The sequence below is a fragment of the Achromobacter deleyi genome (assembly GCF_016127315.1).
Taxonomy (GTDB): domain Bacteria; phylum Pseudomonadota; class Gammaproteobacteria; order Burkholderiales; family Burkholderiaceae_B; genus Achromobacter; species Achromobacter insuavis_A.
This window is the reverse complement of sequence record NZ_CP065997.1, coordinates 5,563,088-5,580,636: the sequence shown is the minus strand read 5'-3', so window position 1 is coordinate 5,580,636 and position 17,549 is coordinate 5,563,088. Positions and strand designations below refer to the sequence as shown.

At 67.3% G+C, this 17,549-nt stretch carries 15 protein-coding genes; 8 read left to right on the top strand and 7 right to left on the bottom strand.

Annotation, left to right across the window (positions count from 1 at the left end; all coding sequences use genetic code 11):
- The first annotated feature begins 16 nt into the window (after positions 1-16).
- The 3 genes from nudC to I6I07_RS25015 all read left to right on the top strand — a co-directional run bounded on the left by nudC (position 17) and on the right by I6I07_RS25015 (position 5,199).
- Positions 17-787 carry an NAD(+) diphosphatase gene (gene nudC / locus I6I07_RS25025; RefSeq protein WP_232625735.1) on the top strand — a complete coding sequence of 257 codons (771 nt, stop codon included), beginning with the start codon at positions 17-19 and terminating at the stop codon, positions 785-787.
- A 193-nt stretch (positions 788-980) separates the two neighbouring features.
- Positions 981-1,490, top strand: coding sequence for a winged helix DNA-binding protein (locus I6I07_RS25020; protein ID WP_006394750.1), 510 nt, complete (start codon positions 981-983; stop codon positions 1,488-1,490).
- Positions 1,491-1,575: 85 nt separating this feature from the next.
- Complete coding sequence (locus I6I07_RS25015) at positions 1,576-5,199, top strand: hydantoinase B/oxoprolinase family protein (protein ID WP_198484159.1); 3,624 nt, start codon at positions 1,576-1,578, stop codon at positions 5,197-5,199.
- Between the two features lie 81 nt (positions 5,200-5,280).
- On the opposite strand, the gene I6I07_RS25010 is transcribed toward I6I07_RS25015, so the two are convergent.
- Positions 5,281-5,841: a hypothetical protein gene (locus I6I07_RS25010; RefSeq protein ID WP_232625734.1), complete on the bottom strand. Its 561-nt coding sequence runs from the start codon at positions 5,839-5,841 to the stop codon at positions 5,281-5,283.
- Between the two features lie 97 nt (positions 5,842-5,938).
- Positions 5,939-6,979 (bottom strand): C45 family autoproteolytic acyltransferase/hydolase, encoded by a 1,041-nt coding sequence (locus I6I07_RS25005; protein ID WP_198484157.1) that lies wholly within the window; start codon positions 6,977-6,979, stop codon positions 5,939-5,941.
- A gap of 165 nt (positions 6,980-7,144) precedes the next feature.
- On the opposite strand from I6I07_RS25005, the gene glnH reads away from it, so the two are divergent.
- The 3 genes from glnH (at position 7,145) to glnQ (ending at position 9,445) form a co-directional block, all read left to right on the top strand.
- Positions 7,145-7,897 (top strand): glutamine ABC transporter substrate-binding protein GlnH, encoded by a 753-nt coding sequence (glnH, locus tag I6I07_RS25000; protein ID WP_054431400.1) that lies wholly within the window; start codon positions 7,145-7,147, stop codon positions 7,895-7,897.
- Positions 7,898-8,063: 166 nt separating this feature from the next.
- Complete coding sequence (glnP, locus tag I6I07_RS24995) at positions 8,064-8,720, top strand: glutamine ABC transporter permease GlnP (protein WP_035360348.1); 657 nt, start codon at positions 8,064-8,066, stop codon at positions 8,718-8,720.
- Entirely contained in the window at positions 8,717-9,445 is a 729-nt protein-coding gene (gene glnQ, locus I6I07_RS24990) for a glutamine ABC transporter ATP-binding protein GlnQ (RefSeq protein ID WP_198484156.1), read from the top strand. The genes glnP and glnQ overlap by 4 nt, the downstream gene beginning before the upstream one ends.
- A gap of 141 nt (positions 9,446-9,586) precedes the next feature.
- On the opposite strand, the gene I6I07_RS24985 is transcribed toward glnQ, so the two are convergent.
- The 5 genes from I6I07_RS24985 to I6I07_RS24965 form a co-directional block, all read right to left on the bottom strand.
- Complete coding sequence (locus tag I6I07_RS24985; protein WP_198484155.1) at positions 9,587-11,881, bottom strand: RelA/SpoT family protein; 2,295 nt, start codon at positions 11,879-11,881, stop codon at positions 9,587-9,589.
- Positions 11,882-11,903: 22 nt separating this feature from the next.
- Positions 11,904-12,107 (bottom strand): DNA-directed RNA polymerase subunit omega, encoded by a 204-nt coding sequence (gene rpoZ, locus I6I07_RS24980; protein ID WP_006394760.1) that lies wholly within the window; start codon positions 12,105-12,107, stop codon positions 11,904-11,906.
- Between the two features lie 46 nt (positions 12,108-12,153).
- Positions 12,154-12,786, bottom strand: coding sequence for a guanylate kinase (gene gmk, locus I6I07_RS24975; protein ID WP_198484154.1), 633 nt, complete (start codon positions 12,784-12,786; stop codon positions 12,154-12,156).
- Positions 12,787-12,870: 84 nt separating this feature from the next.
- Entirely contained in the window at positions 12,871-13,803 is a 933-nt protein-coding gene (locus I6I07_RS24970; RefSeq protein ID WP_198484153.1) for a c-type cytochrome, read from the bottom strand.
- Entirely contained in the window at positions 13,800-14,525 is a 726-nt protein-coding gene (locus I6I07_RS24965) for a c-type cytochrome (protein WP_198484152.1), read from the bottom strand. The genes I6I07_RS24970 and I6I07_RS24965 overlap by 4 nt, the downstream gene beginning before the upstream one ends.
- Positions 14,526-14,822: 297 nt before the next feature.
- Between I6I07_RS24965 and I6I07_RS24960 the strand changes: the two genes are divergently transcribed.
- Together I6I07_RS24960 and I6I07_RS24955 are read left to right on the top strand one after the other, a co-directional pair.
- On the top strand, positions 14,823-15,593 hold the full coding sequence (locus tag I6I07_RS24960; protein ID WP_198484151.1) for an SDR family oxidoreductase: 771 nt from the start codon (positions 14,823-14,825) through the stop codon (positions 15,591-15,593).
- Between the two features lie 244 nt (positions 15,594-15,837).
- Positions 15,838-17,541: a ShlB/FhaC/HecB family hemolysin secretion/activation protein gene (locus tag I6I07_RS24955; protein ID WP_198484150.1), complete on the top strand. Its 1,704-nt coding sequence runs from the start codon at positions 15,838-15,840 to the stop codon at positions 17,539-17,541.
- The last annotated feature ends 8 nt before the right edge of the window (positions 17,542-17,549 follow it).

The following is a 17,549-nucleotide window of genomic DNA, read 5'->3' as shown; positions in this document are numbered from 1 at the left end:
TGTCGCAGAGGGTCGTGTGAATTTCGTGTTTCGTCGTGATGAGTTGCTGGTCGAGGAAGCCACCAGCGTGTTGCCGGACCTGGACGCCTGTGTGCGCGCCGGGCTCGGGGCCGAGGCCTTGCAGCCGGTCTGGGCCGCGCCCGAATCGCCGGCCCGCGCCGCGCATGTCGAGCCGGGCATCGAGGCGCCGCATGGCTACGCCTTCAAGAAGCTGCGGTCCCTGTTCGGGGTGCTGGACGAAGAACGCATGGCCCTCGCGGGGCGCGCCTACCAGATCGCCGAATGGGCCCGTACCCACCGTTTCTGCGGCGCCTGCGGCGCCGCCACCACGCGCGTCAGCGGCGAGTTCTGCCAGCGCTGCCCGGCCTGCGGCTTCTCGGCCTATCCGCGCATCTCGCCGGCCATGATGGTGCTGATCCGCAAGGGCGACAGCATCCTGCTGGCGCGCCACACCGCCAACGCCACCGGGCGCTACACGGCGCTGGCCGGCTTCGTCGAGCCGGGCGAGAGCATCGAGCAGACGGTGCATCGCGAGGTGCTGGAAGAGGTCGGCCTGAAGGTCGGCAACCTGAAGTACTTCGGCAGCCAGTCGTGGCCGTTCCCGCATTCGCTGATGGTGGCCTATACGGCCGAGTACGTGTCGGGCGACATCCGCGTGCAGGAAGACGAGATCGCCGACGCGCGCTGGTTCGGTCCGGGCGACCCGATGCCCGAGATCGCGGCGCGCATCTCCATCGCCGGTTCGCTGATCCGCGCGCACCTGCCGGCGGGCTGGGACGCGCCCTGACGCCATGGCGGCCAGGCGGCGGCCGCGCGCCGGTGCCTGCCGCCCACGGGGATTTGCGTGGCCCGGCTCGGCGGCTGAGCCTAGGGTATTCCCTCGAAACGAGGGCTTTTTTGTGTCCCTTATTTATTTTTTATTGATGAAATATAGATAAATTATTAGTATTTCGCGCAGATAAACTTGTTGCGCGGCCCTTATGACCCCCACGTTGATCGCCTCGTCGGCCCATCTGGCCGGAGGCAGCGCGCCCGACCTGTCCGAAGTCGAATTCGGCCTGATGATCGCCAGCCACGCCTTTGACCGCTGGACCGTGCGCTGCATGGCCGCCGCGGGCCTGCCCGACCTGACGCCCACCGACGTCATGGTGTTCCACCACGTGTTCCATCGCCAGCGCCCCAAGAAGCTGGCCGACATCTGCTTCACGCTCAATGTCGAAGACACGCACATCGTCAATTACGCGCTGAAAAAGCTCGACCGCCTGGGCGTGGTCAAGGGCGAGCGCGCCAGCAAGGAAGTGTTCTACAGCGTCACGCCCGAGGGCGCGGCCATCATCAAGCGCTACGGCGAAATCCGCGAGCAATGCCTGACCGCCGGCCTCGACGCGCCGGGCGGGGGCGGCCTGGAATTCAGCCGCCAGCTGGCGCACACGCTGCGCGCCCTGTCCGGCCTGTACGACCAGGCCGCGCGCGCCGCGACCTCCCTGTAACCGATACGCGGGGCCACGCCCCGTACCACAACCCGCACGCCGCGGCCGGCAGCGCCGCGGCGGCTTCTTGTACCCGAGGATGAATATGAAGTGGCAATTCTGGATTGATCGTGGGGGCACCTTCACCGACATCGTGGCGCGCCGCCCCGACGGCACCACCACCACCGCGAAGATGCTGTCGGAGAACCCCGAGCAGTACCGCGACGCGGCGGTGGCGGGCATCCGCAAGCTGCTGGGCATCGCGCCCGGCCAGCCGGTGCCGGCCGAGCAGGTCGAGTGCGTCAAGATGGGTACCACGGTCGCCACCAACGCGCTGCTCGAGCGCAAGGGCGAACGCACGCTGCTGGTGACCACCCGCGGTTTCCGCGACGGCCTGCGCATCGCCTACCAGAACCGTCCGCGCCTGTTCGACCGCAACGTGATGCTGCCGGAAATGCTCTACGAGGCCGTGGTCGAGGCCGACGAGCGCGTGGCGGCCGACGGCGAAGTGATCCGCGACCTGGACGAAGCCGCGCTGCGCCGCGACATGCAGGCCGCCTACGACAGCGGCATCCGCACCGTGGCCATCGTCTTCATGCACGCCTGGCACGCCACGGGCCACGAGCAGCGCGCCGCCCGCATCGCGCGCGAGATCGGCTTCACGCAGGTGTCGGCCTCGCACGAGGTCAGCCCGCTGATCAAGTACGTCTCGCGCGGCGACACCACGGTGGTCGACGCCTACCTGTCGCCCATCCTCAAGCGCTACGTCGACCAGGTGGCCGGCGAACTGCCCGGCATCCGCCTGATGTTCATGCAATCGAGCGGCGGCCTGACCGACGCGCACCGCTTCCGCGGCAAGGACGCCATCCTGTCCGGCCCGGCCGGCGGCATCGTCGGCATGGTGCGCACCAGCGAACAGGCGGGCTTCGACAAGGTCATCGGCTTCGACATGGGCGGCACCTCCACCGACGTGTCGCACTACGCCGGTGAATTCGAGCGCGAATTCGAAACCCTGGTGGCCGGCGTGCGCATGCGCGCGCCGATGATGAGCATCCACACGGTCGCGGCCGGCGGCGGCTCGATCCTGCATTTCGACGGCGCGCGCCTGCGCGTCGGCCCGGATTCGGCCGGCGCCAACCCCGGCCCCGCCTGCTACCGCCGTGGCGGTCCGCTGGCCGTGACCGACTGCAACGTGCTGCTCGGCAAGATCCAGCCCGACTTCTTCCCCAAGGTGTTCGGCCCCGACGCCGACGAAGCGCTGGACCGCGACGCCGTGGTGCAGCGCTTCCAGGCCATGGCCGACGAGGTCCGCGCCGCCACCGGCCGTGACATGACGCCGGAACAGCTGGCCGAGGGCTTCCTCGAAATCGCCGTCGGCAACATGGCCGAAGCGATCAAGCGCATTTCCGTGCAACGCGGCCACGACGTCACCGAGTACGCGCTGACCGTGTTCGGCGGCGCCGGCGGCCAGCACGCCTGCCTGGTGGCCGACGCGCTCGGCATGACCACCGTGTTCGCGCATCCGCTGGGCGGCGTCCTGTCCGCCTACGGCATGGGCCTGGCGGACCAGACCGACATGCGCCAGAAAACCGTCGAGAAGGTGCTCGACGCCGCGTTGATGGCCGAACTGCAAGGCGAGCTGGACGTGCTGGCCGAGCAGGCCGTGGGCGAACTGCGCCGCCAGCACGTGGCCGACAGCGACATCGACGTGCAGCGCCGCCTGCACCTGAAATACCGCGGCACCGACACCGCGCTGGACGTGGCCTACGGCACGCTGGAGCAGGCGCGCGCGGATTTCGAGGCGGCCTACCGCCAGCGCTATTCCTTCCTGATGCCCAACCGCGAACTGGTGGTGGAAACCATCTCGGTGGAAGCCACCGGCGGCGGCGAGCGCGTCACCGAGACGCCCGCCTCGCGCAGCCGCGACGGCGCGCTGGCGCCGCGCCGCGCGGTGCGCATGTACAGCGGCGGCGCCTGGCGCGACACGCCGTTGTACGTGCGTGAAGACATGGCCGGCGGTGACGTGGTGGCGGGTCCCGCCATCATCTCCGAGCCGAACCAGACCACCGTGGTCGAACCCGGCTGGCAGGCCGAGCTGACGCAGCAGGACCACTTCGTGATCCGCCGCGTCGAGGCCCGTCCGCAGCGCCGCGCCGTCGGCACGCAGGCCGACCCGGTGATGCTGGAGGTGTTCAACAACCTGTTCATGTCGATCGCCGAGCAGATGGGCTACCGCCTGCAGAACACGGCGTACTCGGTCAACATCAAGGAACGCCTGGACTTCTCCTGCGCGATCTTCGACGCCCAGGCCCGCCTGATCGCCAACGCGCCGCACATGCCGGTGCACCTGGGCTCCATGGGCGAGTCGGTGCGCACCGTCATGAACGCCAACGCCGGCCGCATGCAGCCGGGCGACGCCTACGTGGTCAACGACCCGTACCACGGCGGCACCCACCTGCCGGACGTCACGGTGATCACGCCGGTGTTTGACCGCAAGGGCGGCGAGATCCTGTTCTACGTCGGCTCGCGCGGCCACCATGCCGACATCGGCGGCACCACGCCGGGCTCGATGCCGCCGGATTCGAAGACGGTCGAAGACGAAGGCGTGCTGTTCACCAACTTCCAGCTGGTCAAGGGCGGCGAGTTCCGCGAGCAGGCCGCGCGCGACATCCTCGGCTCCGGCCGCTGGCCGGCGCGCAATCCGGACCAGAACATCGCCGACATGCACGCGCAGATCGCCGCCAACGAAAAGGGCGTGCAGGAACTGCTGCGCATGTGCGATCACTTCGGCCTGGACGTGGTGCGCGCCTACATGGGCCACGTGCAGGACAACGCCGAAGAGGCGGTGCGTCGCGTGATCTCTGTGCTCAAGGACGGCAGCTACGAGTACCCGCTGGACAACGGCGCGGTCATCCGCGTCGCGGTGCGGGTCGACAACCAGGCGCGCAGCGCCGTGGTCGACTTCACCGGCACGTCGGACCAACTGGACAACAACTTCAACGCCCCGGGCGCGATCGCCGTGGCCGCGGTGCTGTACGTGTTCCGCACCCTGGTCAACGACGACATCCCGCTCAACGACGGTTGCCTCGTGCCGCTGTCGATCATCCTGCCGGAAGGCTCGATGCTGCGCCCGAACCCGCCGGCCTCGGTGGTGGCGGGCAACGTCGAAACGTCCATGTGCATCGTCAACGCGCTGTACGGCGCGCTCGGCGTGCTGGCCTCCAGCCAGGGCACCATGAACAACTTCACGTTCGGCAATGCGCGCCACCAGTACTACGAGACCATCTCGGGCGGCACCGGCGCCGGTCCCGTGCGCATCGACGCCGCGGGTCCGCACGACGAAGGCTTCGCGGGCACGTCAGTGGTGCAGGCGCACATGACCAACTCGCGCCTGACGGATCCCGAAGTGCTGGAGTTCCGCTTCCCGGTGCGGCTGGAGTCGTACGAGATCCGCCCGGGTTCGGGCGGGGCGGGGCGCTATCCGGGCGGCAACGGCGGCGTGCGCCGCATCCGCTTCCTGGAAGACATGACCGCCGCCATCCTGTCCAACAACCGCCTGCACGCGCCGTTCGGCCTGGCCGGCGGCGAGCCGGGCGCGATGGGCCGCAACTACGTCGAGCGCGTCGATGGCTCGGTGCAGGAACTCGGTCCGCAGGACAGCGCCCAGCTGCGCCCGGGCGACGTGTTCGTGGTGGAAACGCCCGGAGGCGGGGGCTACGGCGTCCGCTGAGTCCAGGCGGCAAGGGCGGGGCGATCCGGGATGGTCATCACGGGTCGCCCCGTTTGCGTGGCGCTTCGCCCCTGCGCGGCTTCACGCCGCGGGCGACCCGGGCGGCGCCACGCCCAGTATGGCCAGGAAGATCCCGAACGCGAAGAGTACGGCGATGGTGGCCAATCCGGCTGGGATCAGTCCGAGGGCGAGGCCCCCGAGGCAGTAACCCCGGCTGGCTTTCGGGATACCGCCCGACAACGCCACGGCGCCCACCCACAGTGAATACGGCCACAGCGGAACGGTAAACGACACGGGTACCCCCAACGCGACCAGGCCGCCGCAGAGCATGTCGCAGACCAGCCAGGAGGCGGCCACCAGGTTGAACAGGTCGCCCTGGCCATCCCAGCGGCCGTCACGCTTCATCCACCAATGCAGGATGACAAAGATGACCAGAAAGCAGGCCCATTCGGAGAGCACCGATACGGCCACGCCGAACCACACCGGCAGGACGATGACGCCGGGCTCGTTCAAGAGGCTGGGGTCCAGGCCGGTCAGCACGCCGAGTAGCGTCATGGCCAATACGGAATGCCAGCGGGGGTAATCGAAGCGCGAGAGGGGTAGCCCGCGCAGCAGGAAGAGCGAGACGGCGGAGGAAATCATGGATGGCGCGAAAAACTGTGGGACACGGATGCGTCCCGCCATCGTAGGTGGCTTCACCGGATCGTTCGATTGGGTTCGATCCGATATTTGCGCCCCATCACTCCGGATCGTTCATCACATCCAGCACGATGTCCGCCTTCGGCTTGCGGTCATAGACCCGCAGCGTCACCTCGCCATCGCCGATCTCGAAGATCGCGGTGGCGAGCGTGTTTTCGCCGTCCGGGTCCGCGGCATCGGTGCGCAGGATCGGCAAATCGCCCTCGGTATCGTGCAGCGCCGCCAGCAGGTCGGCGCCCGTGGTGGCGGGGGACCAGGTGTCGACGATGCCCTCGATGCGGCGCTGGCGGTCGCGCGACGAGTCGGTGATGATCTGCGATTGCCCCCGGCTGGCCTGGTGCACCATATGGTTGGCATGGCCATACCGGGTGCCGATTTCCTGCGCCGACGCGGCGCCCGGTGTCGCTTCGACACTGAAAATGCGCGCATCGGCCGCCGATCCCAGCGTATGGTGAAAGCCCCCCGCCCGCGGGGTGTCGCGCAGCAGCGCCACCGCCTCGTCCAGCGTGGCGCAGTCGAGCACCGCGCGCGCCAGCAGCATGCGCGGCACGCCCGGCTGGCGTTGCTTCGTGCGCAGGTTGTTGATGGTCTGCACCAGGCCGCTGCGGTTGGCGCCGAAAGTATGACCCGGCAGCGAACCGGGGTAATAGAAGCTCAGATAGCCCGGCGCGTCGTCCAGGGCGACGTCCACCAGGTGGCACCGGCCGTACAGGTAGGGGTCGCCGTCCTCGTTGTGGCCGATCCAGCGGGTGCCATCGGCCCCCTTCAGCGCCACCGAGGTGCAGCCGTCGCCGCTGCCGGTGCTGTGCAGCAGGTCGCCGCGGCAATTCCACAGCAGCGCATCGGCCAGCGGCATGCCCAGCCCTTCGGCCAATCCCTCCAGTTCCTCCCAGAGCGCGGGCAGGGCGGTTTTCGCCTGTTCGCCCAATTCGTCCAGGTAAGGGTGGCCGCGCCACGGGCGCAGCGCCTTCCAGGTGGCGCTCTGGTCCAGGTAGGTCGCCATCAGGGGACGGGCCAGCTTGCCTAGCGCCACGCCGACCTGGCGTCGGTTGCCGGCGATGCGTACATACTTGTAGGGCATGGGGATTCTCCGGGGTGTCATGCGGATTGTAATTTTTCTAAGCTCTCTGCGGTGGGGACGGATGCGTTAACATGCCTCGTAAGTTGCACCGGCGATCCCGGCGTGGCCCGCGCATCATGTTCCAACTACAACCCCGGGTGCTATCGGCCCCAAGAGGAGAGTTTCATGATTAAACGTAAAGTCGCCGCCGCCTTGGTCGGCCTGTCCGTGGCCATGTTTGGCGCCGCCTCCGGCGCCTACGCCCAAGGCAAGGAATTGGTGGTGGCCACCGACACGGCATTCGTGCCGTTCGAGTTCAAGCAGGGCAACACCTACACCGGCTTCGACGTGGACCTGTGGGCCGCCATCGCCAAGGAGCTGAACGTCAAGTACAAGCTGCAGCCGATGGACTTCAACGGCATCATCCCCGGCCTGCAGACCAAGAACATCGACGTTGCGCTGGCCGGCATCACCATCCGTGACGACCGCAAGAAGGTGATCGACTTCTCCGATCCCTACTACGAAAGCGGCCTGGCCATCCTGGTCGGCGACAAGAACACCGACATCAAGGACGCCAAGTCGCTGGCCGGCAAGACCGTCGCGGTCAAGACCGGCACGGCCACCGTGGACTTCCTGAAGGCCCAGGTGCCGGACGCCAAGCTCAAGCTGTTCCCCAACATCGACAACGCCTACCTGGAACTGGCCACCGGCCGGGTCGACGCCGCCGTGCACGACACGCCCAACGTCCAGTACTACGCCAACACGGCCGGCAAGGGCCGCGTCAAGGTGGTTGGCTCGGTCAAGAGCGGCGACTTCTACGGCATCGCCTTCCCCAAGGGCAGCGAACTGGTGCCGCAGGTCAACAAGGCCCTGGCCACGCTCAAGTCCAACGGCCAGTACGACGCCATCTACGAGAAGTGGTTCGGCAAGAAGCCCTGAGCTTCTGCGTCGGATTGATGTTGCATTTCGGGGCCGCCCGGCAGTCTGGGGCCCCGGCGCTTCGCTCCGGCGACGCCGGGCCCGGGACGGGGCGGCCCCGAGTCGCTTGCGTCGCCGGGCGTTCCCGCCAGGATGCGGCGCGCAGGCGCGCCATTGAGGGGTAATCGTGGATTTTGACTGGAATGTAGTGATGGATGCGTTGCCCAACCTGTGGGTGGGCACGCAGATGACCATCAAGATCACTTTCTGGGGCCTGTTCGGCGGATTCCTGCTGGGCGCGCTCTCCGGCGTGACGCGGGCCTACGGGCATCCGATCCTGTCGGGCATCGCCCAGGTGTACGTCGCGGTGATCCGCGGCACGCCGATCGTGGTGCAGGTGATGTTCATTTATTTCGCCTTGCCGCTGCTGGCGAACATCCGGGTGGACGCCGAGTGGGCGGCCATCGTCACGCTCATCATCAACTCGGGCGCCTATATCTCCGAGATCGTGCGCGGTTCGCTGCTATCGGTCCACAAGGGCCTGAAGGAAGCCGGGCAGGCGATGGGCCTGCCGTTTCACAAGATCCTGTTCCACATCATCGGGCCGGTGGCGTTCCGCCGCATGATTCCGCCGCTGGGCAACCAGTGCATCATCAGCCTGAAGGATTCGTCGCTGTTCATCGTGATCGGCGTCGCGGAACTGACCCGCCAGGGCCAGGAAATCATGGCCAGCAACTTCCGCGCGGTCGAGATCTGGTCGGCGATCGCCATCGTCTACCTGATCCTGACGGGCACGATGGCGCTGATCCTGCACCTGGTGGAAAAGAGGATGCGCATACTATGAGCATGGTTGAATTTCACGACGTCACCAAGACGTTCGGCGAGTCCACGGTACTGGACGGCATTTCGCTCAATATCGACGCGGGCGAAGTGGTCGTGGTGGTGGGGCCGTCCGGCTCCGGCAAGTCCACCTTCCTGCGTTGCATCAACGTGCTCGAGACCATCAACGGCGGCGACCTGCTGGTCGACGGCCTGAGCGTGCACGGCGGCGCCGCCCAGGTGCGCGAGATCCGGCGCGAGGCCGGCATGGTGTTCCAGCAATTCAATCTGTTCCCGCAGATGACCGCGCTGCAGAATGTCATGTTCGGCCCGGTGCATACGCGCGGCCAGAGCCGCGACGAGGCGCGCGAGCTGGCCGAGCAGCTGCTGCGCAAGGTCGGGCTGGCCGAGCGCATGAACCACTATCCGTCGGAGCTGTCCGGCGGCCAGCAGCAGCGCGTGGCGATTGCCCGCGCGCTGGCGATCAAGCCCAAGCTGATGCTGTTCGACGAGCCGACCTCGGCGCTCGACCCGGAACTGCGCCACGAAGTGCTGAAGGTGATGCGCGACCTGGCCGAGGAGGGCATGACCATGGTGGTGGTCACGCACGAAATGGAATTCGCGCGCAAGGTCGGCAGCCGCCTCATCTTCATCGACGCCGGCAAGATCGCGCACGACGGTCCGCCCGCGGAGTTGCTGAGCAATCCGCCCAGCCAGCGCCTGAAGGACTTCCTGCAGCACGTAGCCTGAGCGCGGATCGCCCTACGCTTCAAAGGCCGCAATGAAAACGGCCTCAAGCGGGATGTCACGGATCCGGCTCCGCCGGTCCGTAGACATGCCCCCTTGAGGGGGAAGCGCGCAGCGCTTCGGGGGTGGGCTCCCTCCCGCCCCTCAGCCCTTCACGCGCACGATCTTCTGCACCTGCGGCACGTGGCGGATGGCGCGAATCACCTGCGCCAGGTGCTTGCGGCTGTCGACCTGGATGGTCAGGTGCAGCGACACCGTCGAGACCGCGTCATCGTGCATCGTCACATGCATGATGTTGGCGTCGGCCGCCGTGACTTCGGCGGCCAGCCGGCCCAGCACGCCACGCTCGTTGCGGGTGACGATGTCCAGGCGCGTGGCCAGGTGCTTGGCGGTGTGGGCGTCCCAGGCGACGTTGATCCAGCGTTCCGGTTCGCGCAGGCGCTGGCGCATGGCCACCGGGCAATCGGCGGTATGCACCACCAGGCCGTGGCCCATGCGCATGCCGGCGATGATCGGGTCGCCCGGCAACGGACCGCAGCACGGCGCCAGTTGCACCGCCTGGCCTTCGTTGCCCTGGATCAGGATCGGCGCGCTGCGCGCCGAAGTCAGCTCGTCCACCGCCGCGGCGGTGGTGGCCACCAGCTGGTGTTCGGGCGCGAAGCGGCGCGCCACGACGGCGGCCAGGCGCTTGCCCAGGCCGATGTCGGCCAGGATTTCCTCGCGCGAGCTGGCGCCGGTGCTGCGCGCCAGCTTCTGCCAGGCCGGATCGTCGGTGGCCGGCAGCGGCATGTGCAGCTCTTGCAGGGCCTGGCCCAGCAGGCGCTCGCCGAAGGCCACCGATTCCTCGTACTTGACGGTGCGCAGGTAGTGGCGGATTTCCGAGCGGGCGCGGCCGGTGCGCACGTAGTTGAGCCATTGCGCGTTCGGGCGCGAAGCGGGCGAGGTGACGATTTCCACCGTGTCGCCGCTGTTGAGCTCGGTGCGCAGCGGCACGAACTCGCCGTTGACCTTGGCCGCCACGGCCTGGTTGCCAATGTCGGTATGGATGGCGTAGGCGAAGTCGACCGGCGTCGCGCCACGCGGCAGCGAGATGATCTTGCCGCGCGGGGTGAAGACGTAGACGGCGTCCGGGAACAGGTCGACCTTGACGTGCTCGAGGAATTCGCCCGAATCGCCGGTCTGGCTCTGGATGTCCAGCAGCGATTGCAGCCACTGGTGGGTGCGCTTCTGCAGGTCGTTGAGCGTCAGGTCGGCGCCCTTGTACAGCCAGTGCGAGGCCACGCCTTCCTCGGCCACGTGATGCATGTCGCGGGTGCGGAACTGGAATTCCACCGGCGTGCCGTAGGGGCCCACCAGCGTCGTGTGCAGCGACTGGTAGCCGTTGACCTTGGGGATCGCGATGTAGTCCTTGAACTTGCCGGGCACCGGCCGGTATAGCTGGTGCAGCGTGCCCAGCGCCAGGTAGCACTCGGGCAGCGTGTGGACGATGACGCGAAAGCCATAGATGTCGAGCACGTCGGAGAACGACTTCTTCTGGTCGACCATCTTGCGGTAGATGCCGAACAGTGTCTTTTCGCGGCCGGTGACCTCGGCCTCGATGCCGGCGGCCGGCAGGGCGGCGCGCACCGAGTCGGCGATCTTGCCGATCACCTCGCGGCGGTTGCCGCGCGCGGCCAGCACGGCCTTGTACAGCACCTGGTAGCGGTTCGGGTGCATGGCCGCGAAACACAGGTCCTGCAGCTCGCGGAACAGCAGGTTCAGGCCCAGCCGGTGGGCGATGGGCGCGTAGATGTCGAGGGTTTCGCGGGCGATGCGGCGGCGCTTCTCGGGGTTGACCGCGTCCAGCGTGCGCATGTTGTGCAGGCGGTCGGCCAGCTTGATGAGGATGACGCGCACGTCGCGCGCCATCGCCAGCAGCATCTTGCGGAAACTTTCGGCCTGCTGCTCGGCCTTGGTGGCGAAGTCCAGGCGGTCCAGCTTGGACAGGCCGTCGACCAGCTCGGCGACTTCAGGGCCGAATTTCTCGGCCAGCTCGTGCTTGGCGATGCCCTGGTCTTCCATCACGTCGTGCAGCAGGGCGGCGGACAACGCGTTCGCGTCGAGCTTCCAGCCCGCGCAGATTTCCGTGACGGCGATGGGGTGCGAGATGTAGGGCGAGCCGCTGGCGCGGAACTGGCCCAGGTGCGCCTGGTCGGCGAAGCGGTAGGCTTCGCGCACGCGTTCTACATCTTTCTTGTCGAGATAGCTGCCGATGATTTCGGTCAGCGGCGCCAGCGAGGCGACCGGAGATGCGGTCGCATCCGCCGCTTCTTGCGCGGCGACGGAGGCTGGCGTGGGGGAGTTCTTGTCTTTCTTGCCGGTGCGGCGCCCGAGACGGGAGCCGGCACGAAGCGCGGCAAGCAGACCTGATGAAGCGTACTTCAGCCCGGGAAAAGCCATGCTTGCCGCCCCCCGGAAAATATCAGGTGGGAACTTTACGCAGCATTTCCGCGCCGGTGAGGCCGCCCGCGATTTCGCGCAGGGCCGTGACGGTGGGCTTGTCTTTGCTGTCCAGGCGCGGGGCATGGCCTTGCGCCAGCTCGCGGGCGCGGTAGGTGGCGGCCAGCGTGAGCTTGAAACGGTTGGGGATCTGATTCAGACAGTCTTCGACGGTAATGCGAGCCATTAGGACACCTGGTGCTGATGGTGGATAGGGAGAATGCGGATTCGTTTCAGTGCGCCGCCGGGATGCCCAACTGTGCGAACAGTTCGGCGTGGCGGGCGGCCTGAGACGAAAAACGCAGCCGAGCGGCGCTGACGATTTGTGTCAGTTCCGACAAGGCCACGCTAAATTCTTGATTAATAATAACATATTCGCATTCAGGCGCGTGCGCGATTTCGCCGCCCGCGGCCATCAGCCGGCGCGCGATCACCTGCGGCGCATCCTGGCCGCGCGCCTTGAGCCGGCTTTCGAGTTCCTCGATGGACGGCGGCAGCACGAAGATGCCGATCGCGCCGGGAAAACGCTGGCGCACCTGGCGCGCGCCTTGCCAGTCGATCTCCAGCAGCACGTCGCGGCCCTCGCGGGTGGCTTCGTCGATGCGGTCGCGCGGCGTGCCGTAGAAATTGCCATGAACCTCGGCCCATTCCAGCAGGCGCTGCTCGTCGCGCAGTTGCTTGAATTCGTCGACGCCGATGAAGCGGTATTCGCGGCCGTCTTCCTCGCCGGGGCGGGGCGCACGCGTGGTGCAGGAGACGGACAGGAGAATGGACGGGTCTTGCTGCAGCAAGGCCTTGACCAGGCTGGATTTGCCGGCGCCGCTGGGGGCGACGACCATGAAAACATTGCCGGAAGTGGCGTGCATGAATGTGACGAGCGTGTGATGCCGAGACCCGAAGGATAGCAAATCGCGCGGCGCGGCAGGGGGAAAACCCGCCGCGCCGTGCCCTCAGCGCGCCGCGGCCTGCGTCAGCTTGCCGCCCGGGGCGGGCGAATCGCTGCCGAGCAGGTGGCCGTTGACCTCGATGCCGTACAGCGAATCGTCGGAGTCGTGGTACTTGGCGCGGGTCTTGGCGACCGATTCGGTGTAGCGCGGATCCTGCGGCCGTTCATGCGCATTCATGAAATACGCCACGTCCCAGGCTTCCTGGTCGCTCAGCATGCCGGCCTGGCCCAGCGGCATGTTGGCCTTGATGAAGCCGGCGGCGTTGCCGATCTGGTGCATGCCGGCGCCCCAGTTGAAGGAATCCGGCCCCCACAGCGCCGGGAACACCCAGTGCTCGCCGTTCTTCTGTCCCTTGCCCTCGGCGCCGTGGCAGACGGCGCAGTACTGGGCGTAGACCTCGCTGCCGCGCACGTAGTCGGCCTTCTGCGCCGGCGCCGGCAGCTTCAGGTAGCCCTGGCCCTTGAGGGCCACGCCGGTGGGCGCCTTGCTGGCCAGCCAGAACATGTAGGTCTGCAGCGCGGTCAGCACCGGATCGTCGGCGGCCGGCGGCTTGCCGTTCATGCTGAAGCGGAAACAGCCCTGCAGGCGCTCGGCCAGCGTATTGACATGGCCGTTCTTGGCCCGGTAGGCCGGATACAGCACGTAGGCCGCCCACATCGGCGCGGAATCGGGCCGGCGGCCGGCGTCCAGGTGGCAGCTGGCGCAGTTCAGGTCGTTGCCGACGAACTTGCTGGCGTTCTGCGGCGTGTGCAGGAAGATCTGCTCGCCCTGGCGCACGATCTTGCCGAATTCGGTGTCGGGCAACGACGCGGCGCTGGGCGGCGTGAATTCAGGGCGCGCGTCGGCGGCGACGGCCGCCGCGGCGGACACGAGCGCGCTGGCGCCCGCGGCGGCCAGCAGCAACAGGCGGGCGAAGCGGTGGCGGATCGGATTCATGGCTTGGCTCCCGCGGCGGTGTTGGCTTGCGCGGCAAGCAGGTCGGCGGCCTTGGGCAGGCCGGCGTAATAGGCGGACACGGCGTCGATCTCGGCGTCGGTCAGGCGGGTGGCGACGGCCGGCATCAGGCCCAGCGGGCCGGGCGGGCGCTGGCCCTGGCGCCAGGCGCGCAACTGGCCGGCGATGTAGGCCGCGGGCTGGCCGGCCAGGCTGGGGAAGTTGGCGCCGACGCCGATGCCGCCGGGGCCGTGGCACTGGTTGCAGGCGGGGACGTTCTTGTCCCAGGCGCCGCGCGTGGCGAGCCAGGCGCCGGTGTCGTCCGGCTTGGCCAGTTGCCGCGCGGTGGCGGCCAGCCGGTCGATGTTCAGCGGCGCGGGCAGGGCGGCGTAGTACTGGGCCACGGCCTGGCGCTGGGCCGGATCCAGCGCCTTGGCGGTGGCCGCCATCACCGGGCTGACGCGCGAGCCGTTGGCCATCGCCTCGAGCTGCTCGGCCAGGTAGGCGGCACCCATGCCGGCCAGGTGCGGGAAGCCGGCGACGGGGTTGCCTTCCCCCTGGGCGCCGTGACAGGTCATACAGGCGGGCGCGCCGTTGGCGCCCTGGGTGCTGATCTGGCGGCCGTCGGCGGCGGCGTCGGCGGGGCCGGGCAGGCCGAGCAACGCGCCGGCGCCGAGGGCCAGCGCGCCCGCCCAGCGGGCGGCGGAAAGGTGCCGTGGGGGCATGGAGGTGTCTCCGTCAGGGGTATTGGATTTTTGGTAATAAGTTAATTGCTCAAAATTATAAGGAAAATTGTGATGTATCAATGCAAAACAGGGGAATTGATCGCGCTCGAATTTTGCGAAGGAAAATAAATCTGGCCGGAACGGCATGATGCGCGGCGCAACGCGCGGGGCAGGCCCCGAGGGCCAAATGGCGCGAACCTGGGGTTGTGAATCGCCGGCGGCCCATGGAACGTTCGCTTGCACCATCCCCAGAATGATTCGGGTAGCATTTCGCCGACAGATAACAAGGAGCATCCAATGCACACGAACGAGATCGAACCTCCCCGCGTTGCGCTGGTCACCGGCGCCGGCACCGGCATCGGCCGGGCGGTGGCGCTGGAATTCCTGGCGCAGGGCTATCGCGTGGTGCTGGCCGGCCGCCGGCGCGAACCGCTCGAAGCCACGCGCACGGCGGCGGGTGAAGACGGGGTGCGGGCGCTGGTGGTGCCGACCGACGTGTCGGATGAGCAGGCGGTGCGCGAGCTGTTCGACACCGCCCAGCGTGAATACGGCCGCCTCGACGTGCTGTTCAATAATGCCGGCCGCGGCGCGCCCGCCATGCCGATCGAGGAATTGCCGGTGGCGCTCTGGCGCGAGGTGGTCGATACCAACCTGACCGGCATGTTCCTGTGCGCGCAGGCCGCGATCCGCGTGATGAAGGCGCAGACGCCGCAGGGCGGCCGCATCATCAACAATGGCTCGATCTCGGCGCACGCGCCGCGTCCGTTCTCGATCGCCTATACCGCCACCAAGCACGCGGTGACCGGCCTGACCAAGTCGATTTCGCTGGACTGCCGGCCGTACCACATCGCCTGCGGCCAGATCGACATCGGCAACGCCGCCACCGACATGACCGAGCGCATGGCCGCCGGCATCCTGCAGGCCGACGGCAGCACCAAGGTCGAGCCGCGCATGGACGTCGCCCACGTCGCCCAGGCCGTTGCCGCCATGGCCCGCCTGCCGCTGGACACCAACGTGCAGTTCATGACGATCATGGCGACCAACATGCCGTTCGTCGGCCGCGGCTGACGCGGGGTTTTCCGCCGGCCACAAAAAGCGCCTTCGGGCGCTTTTTTCTTTGGTTTCCGGTTTCCTCTTGCCGGGCATGAAATCTGATGTACTGCCGCCGCTCACCGTCAATAGGTTATCTGATCCGAGAGTGTGACTTACGACCAACGCTTGGTCGGACAAACCGGCTCGCAGCATTCCAATCTTCGCCTTACCTCCATCCAATGCCGAAGCATGATTGCGTGCGGCTACATAGGGGGAGAGGATGGTCGGGTGGTTGTGGCAGGGGGTATGGCTCTCGTTCAGCCTGCTGGTGTGCATGGTATCGGCGTCTGCGCAGACGCTGGATGGCGCCGCGCAGGAACTGCTGCGCCAGCAGGAGCGCGAGAGGATATTACGCAGGCAGCAGGAAACGGCGCCGAATGCACGGGCGCAGCCGGCGCGCGCTCCGTCGCTGGATCTGTTGCCGCAGGACGAGACGCCATGTTTTCCGATTGGCCGTATCCGTCTGGATGGCGAGGATGCCCAGCGGTTTCTCTGGGCCCTGAGCGCCGCCGACCCCGAGAACGATGCCGCCACGGGACGCTGTCTTGGCGCCGAGGGCATCAGCGTGGTCATGGCGCGCGTGCAGAACGCCGTCGTTGCGCGCGGGTTCGTCACTACCCGTATCCTCGCCGCGCCCCAAGATCTGAAGGGAGGCACGCTGACGCTTACCGTCGTGCCCGGTCGCGTCCGCGCCATTCGTTTTTCGCCGGGCACGTCGCGCCAGGCCACGGCCTCGAACGCCGTGCCGGTCAGGCGCGACGACCTGCTCAATCTGCGCGATATCGAACAGGCGCTGGAAAACTTCAGACGCGTGCCCACCGTAGAGGCCGACATTCAAATCACGCCTGCTGAGGGAGACGATGCACGCCCCGGCGACAGCGATTTGGTGATCCTCTGGCAGCAGCGTTCCCCACCCGTGCGCTTCAGCATGTCACTGGACGACGCCGGCAGCAGGGCGACCGGCAAGCTTCAGGGCGCAGCCACACTTTCGCTCGACTCCCCACTCTCCTCGAACGATCTGTTTTACATCAACGTCAGCCACGACATATTCAACGCCAGCGGTAAGGGTACCCGCGGTTACACCACACATTACGGCGTGCCCTGGGGCTACTGGACACTCAGCACCACCATCAGCGGCTACAGGTACCACCAGACCGTTGCCGGATACAGCCAGAACTACGTCTATAGCGGTACCAGCAACAACGCCGAAATGCGCCTGTCGCGTCTGGTTTACCGGGATGCCAGCCGTAAGACCTCGTTCTACGGACGCGGCTGGATGCGCAGGTCCGGCAACTTCATCGACGACACCGAAATCGGGGTTCAACGGCGCCGAGCCGGCGGTTGGGAATTGGGCCTGGCCCACCGTGAATTCCTGGGCGAAGGCGCGCTGGATGCGGGTCTCGCCTGGCGGCACGGCACCGGCGCTTTCAAAGCGATGGCCGCGCCCGAAGAAGACTTCGGCGAAGGCACTTCGCGGATGAAGGTCATCACCGCCGATATTCAACTGGTGGTCCCGTTCCGGCCAGGGGCGCTGCGTGCCCGCTACACCGGCAACTGGCGCGCGCAATGGGAGGGTACACCGCTGGTGCCGCAAGACCGTTTCTCGATCGGTGGTCGTTACTCCGTACGTGGCTTTGACGGCGAACTGACGCTCGTGGGCGAGCGTGGCTGGGTCTGGCGCAACGAAATCGGTCTGCAGCTGGGCGCCGCGCAGGAACTCTATTTCGGGGCCGACTACGGCCATGTATCCGGCCCTTCCACTCGTTGGCTCCAGGGGCGCAATCTTGCAGGCGCGGTCATAGGCCTGCGCGGGGGCGCCGCAGGATTCTGGTGGGATCTGTCTGCCGGCACGCCGCTCTCAAAGCCTGGAGGTTTCCGGAGCGGGTCGCTGACGACCGGTTTCAGCCTCAACTGGTCCTGCTGAGTCCGCAC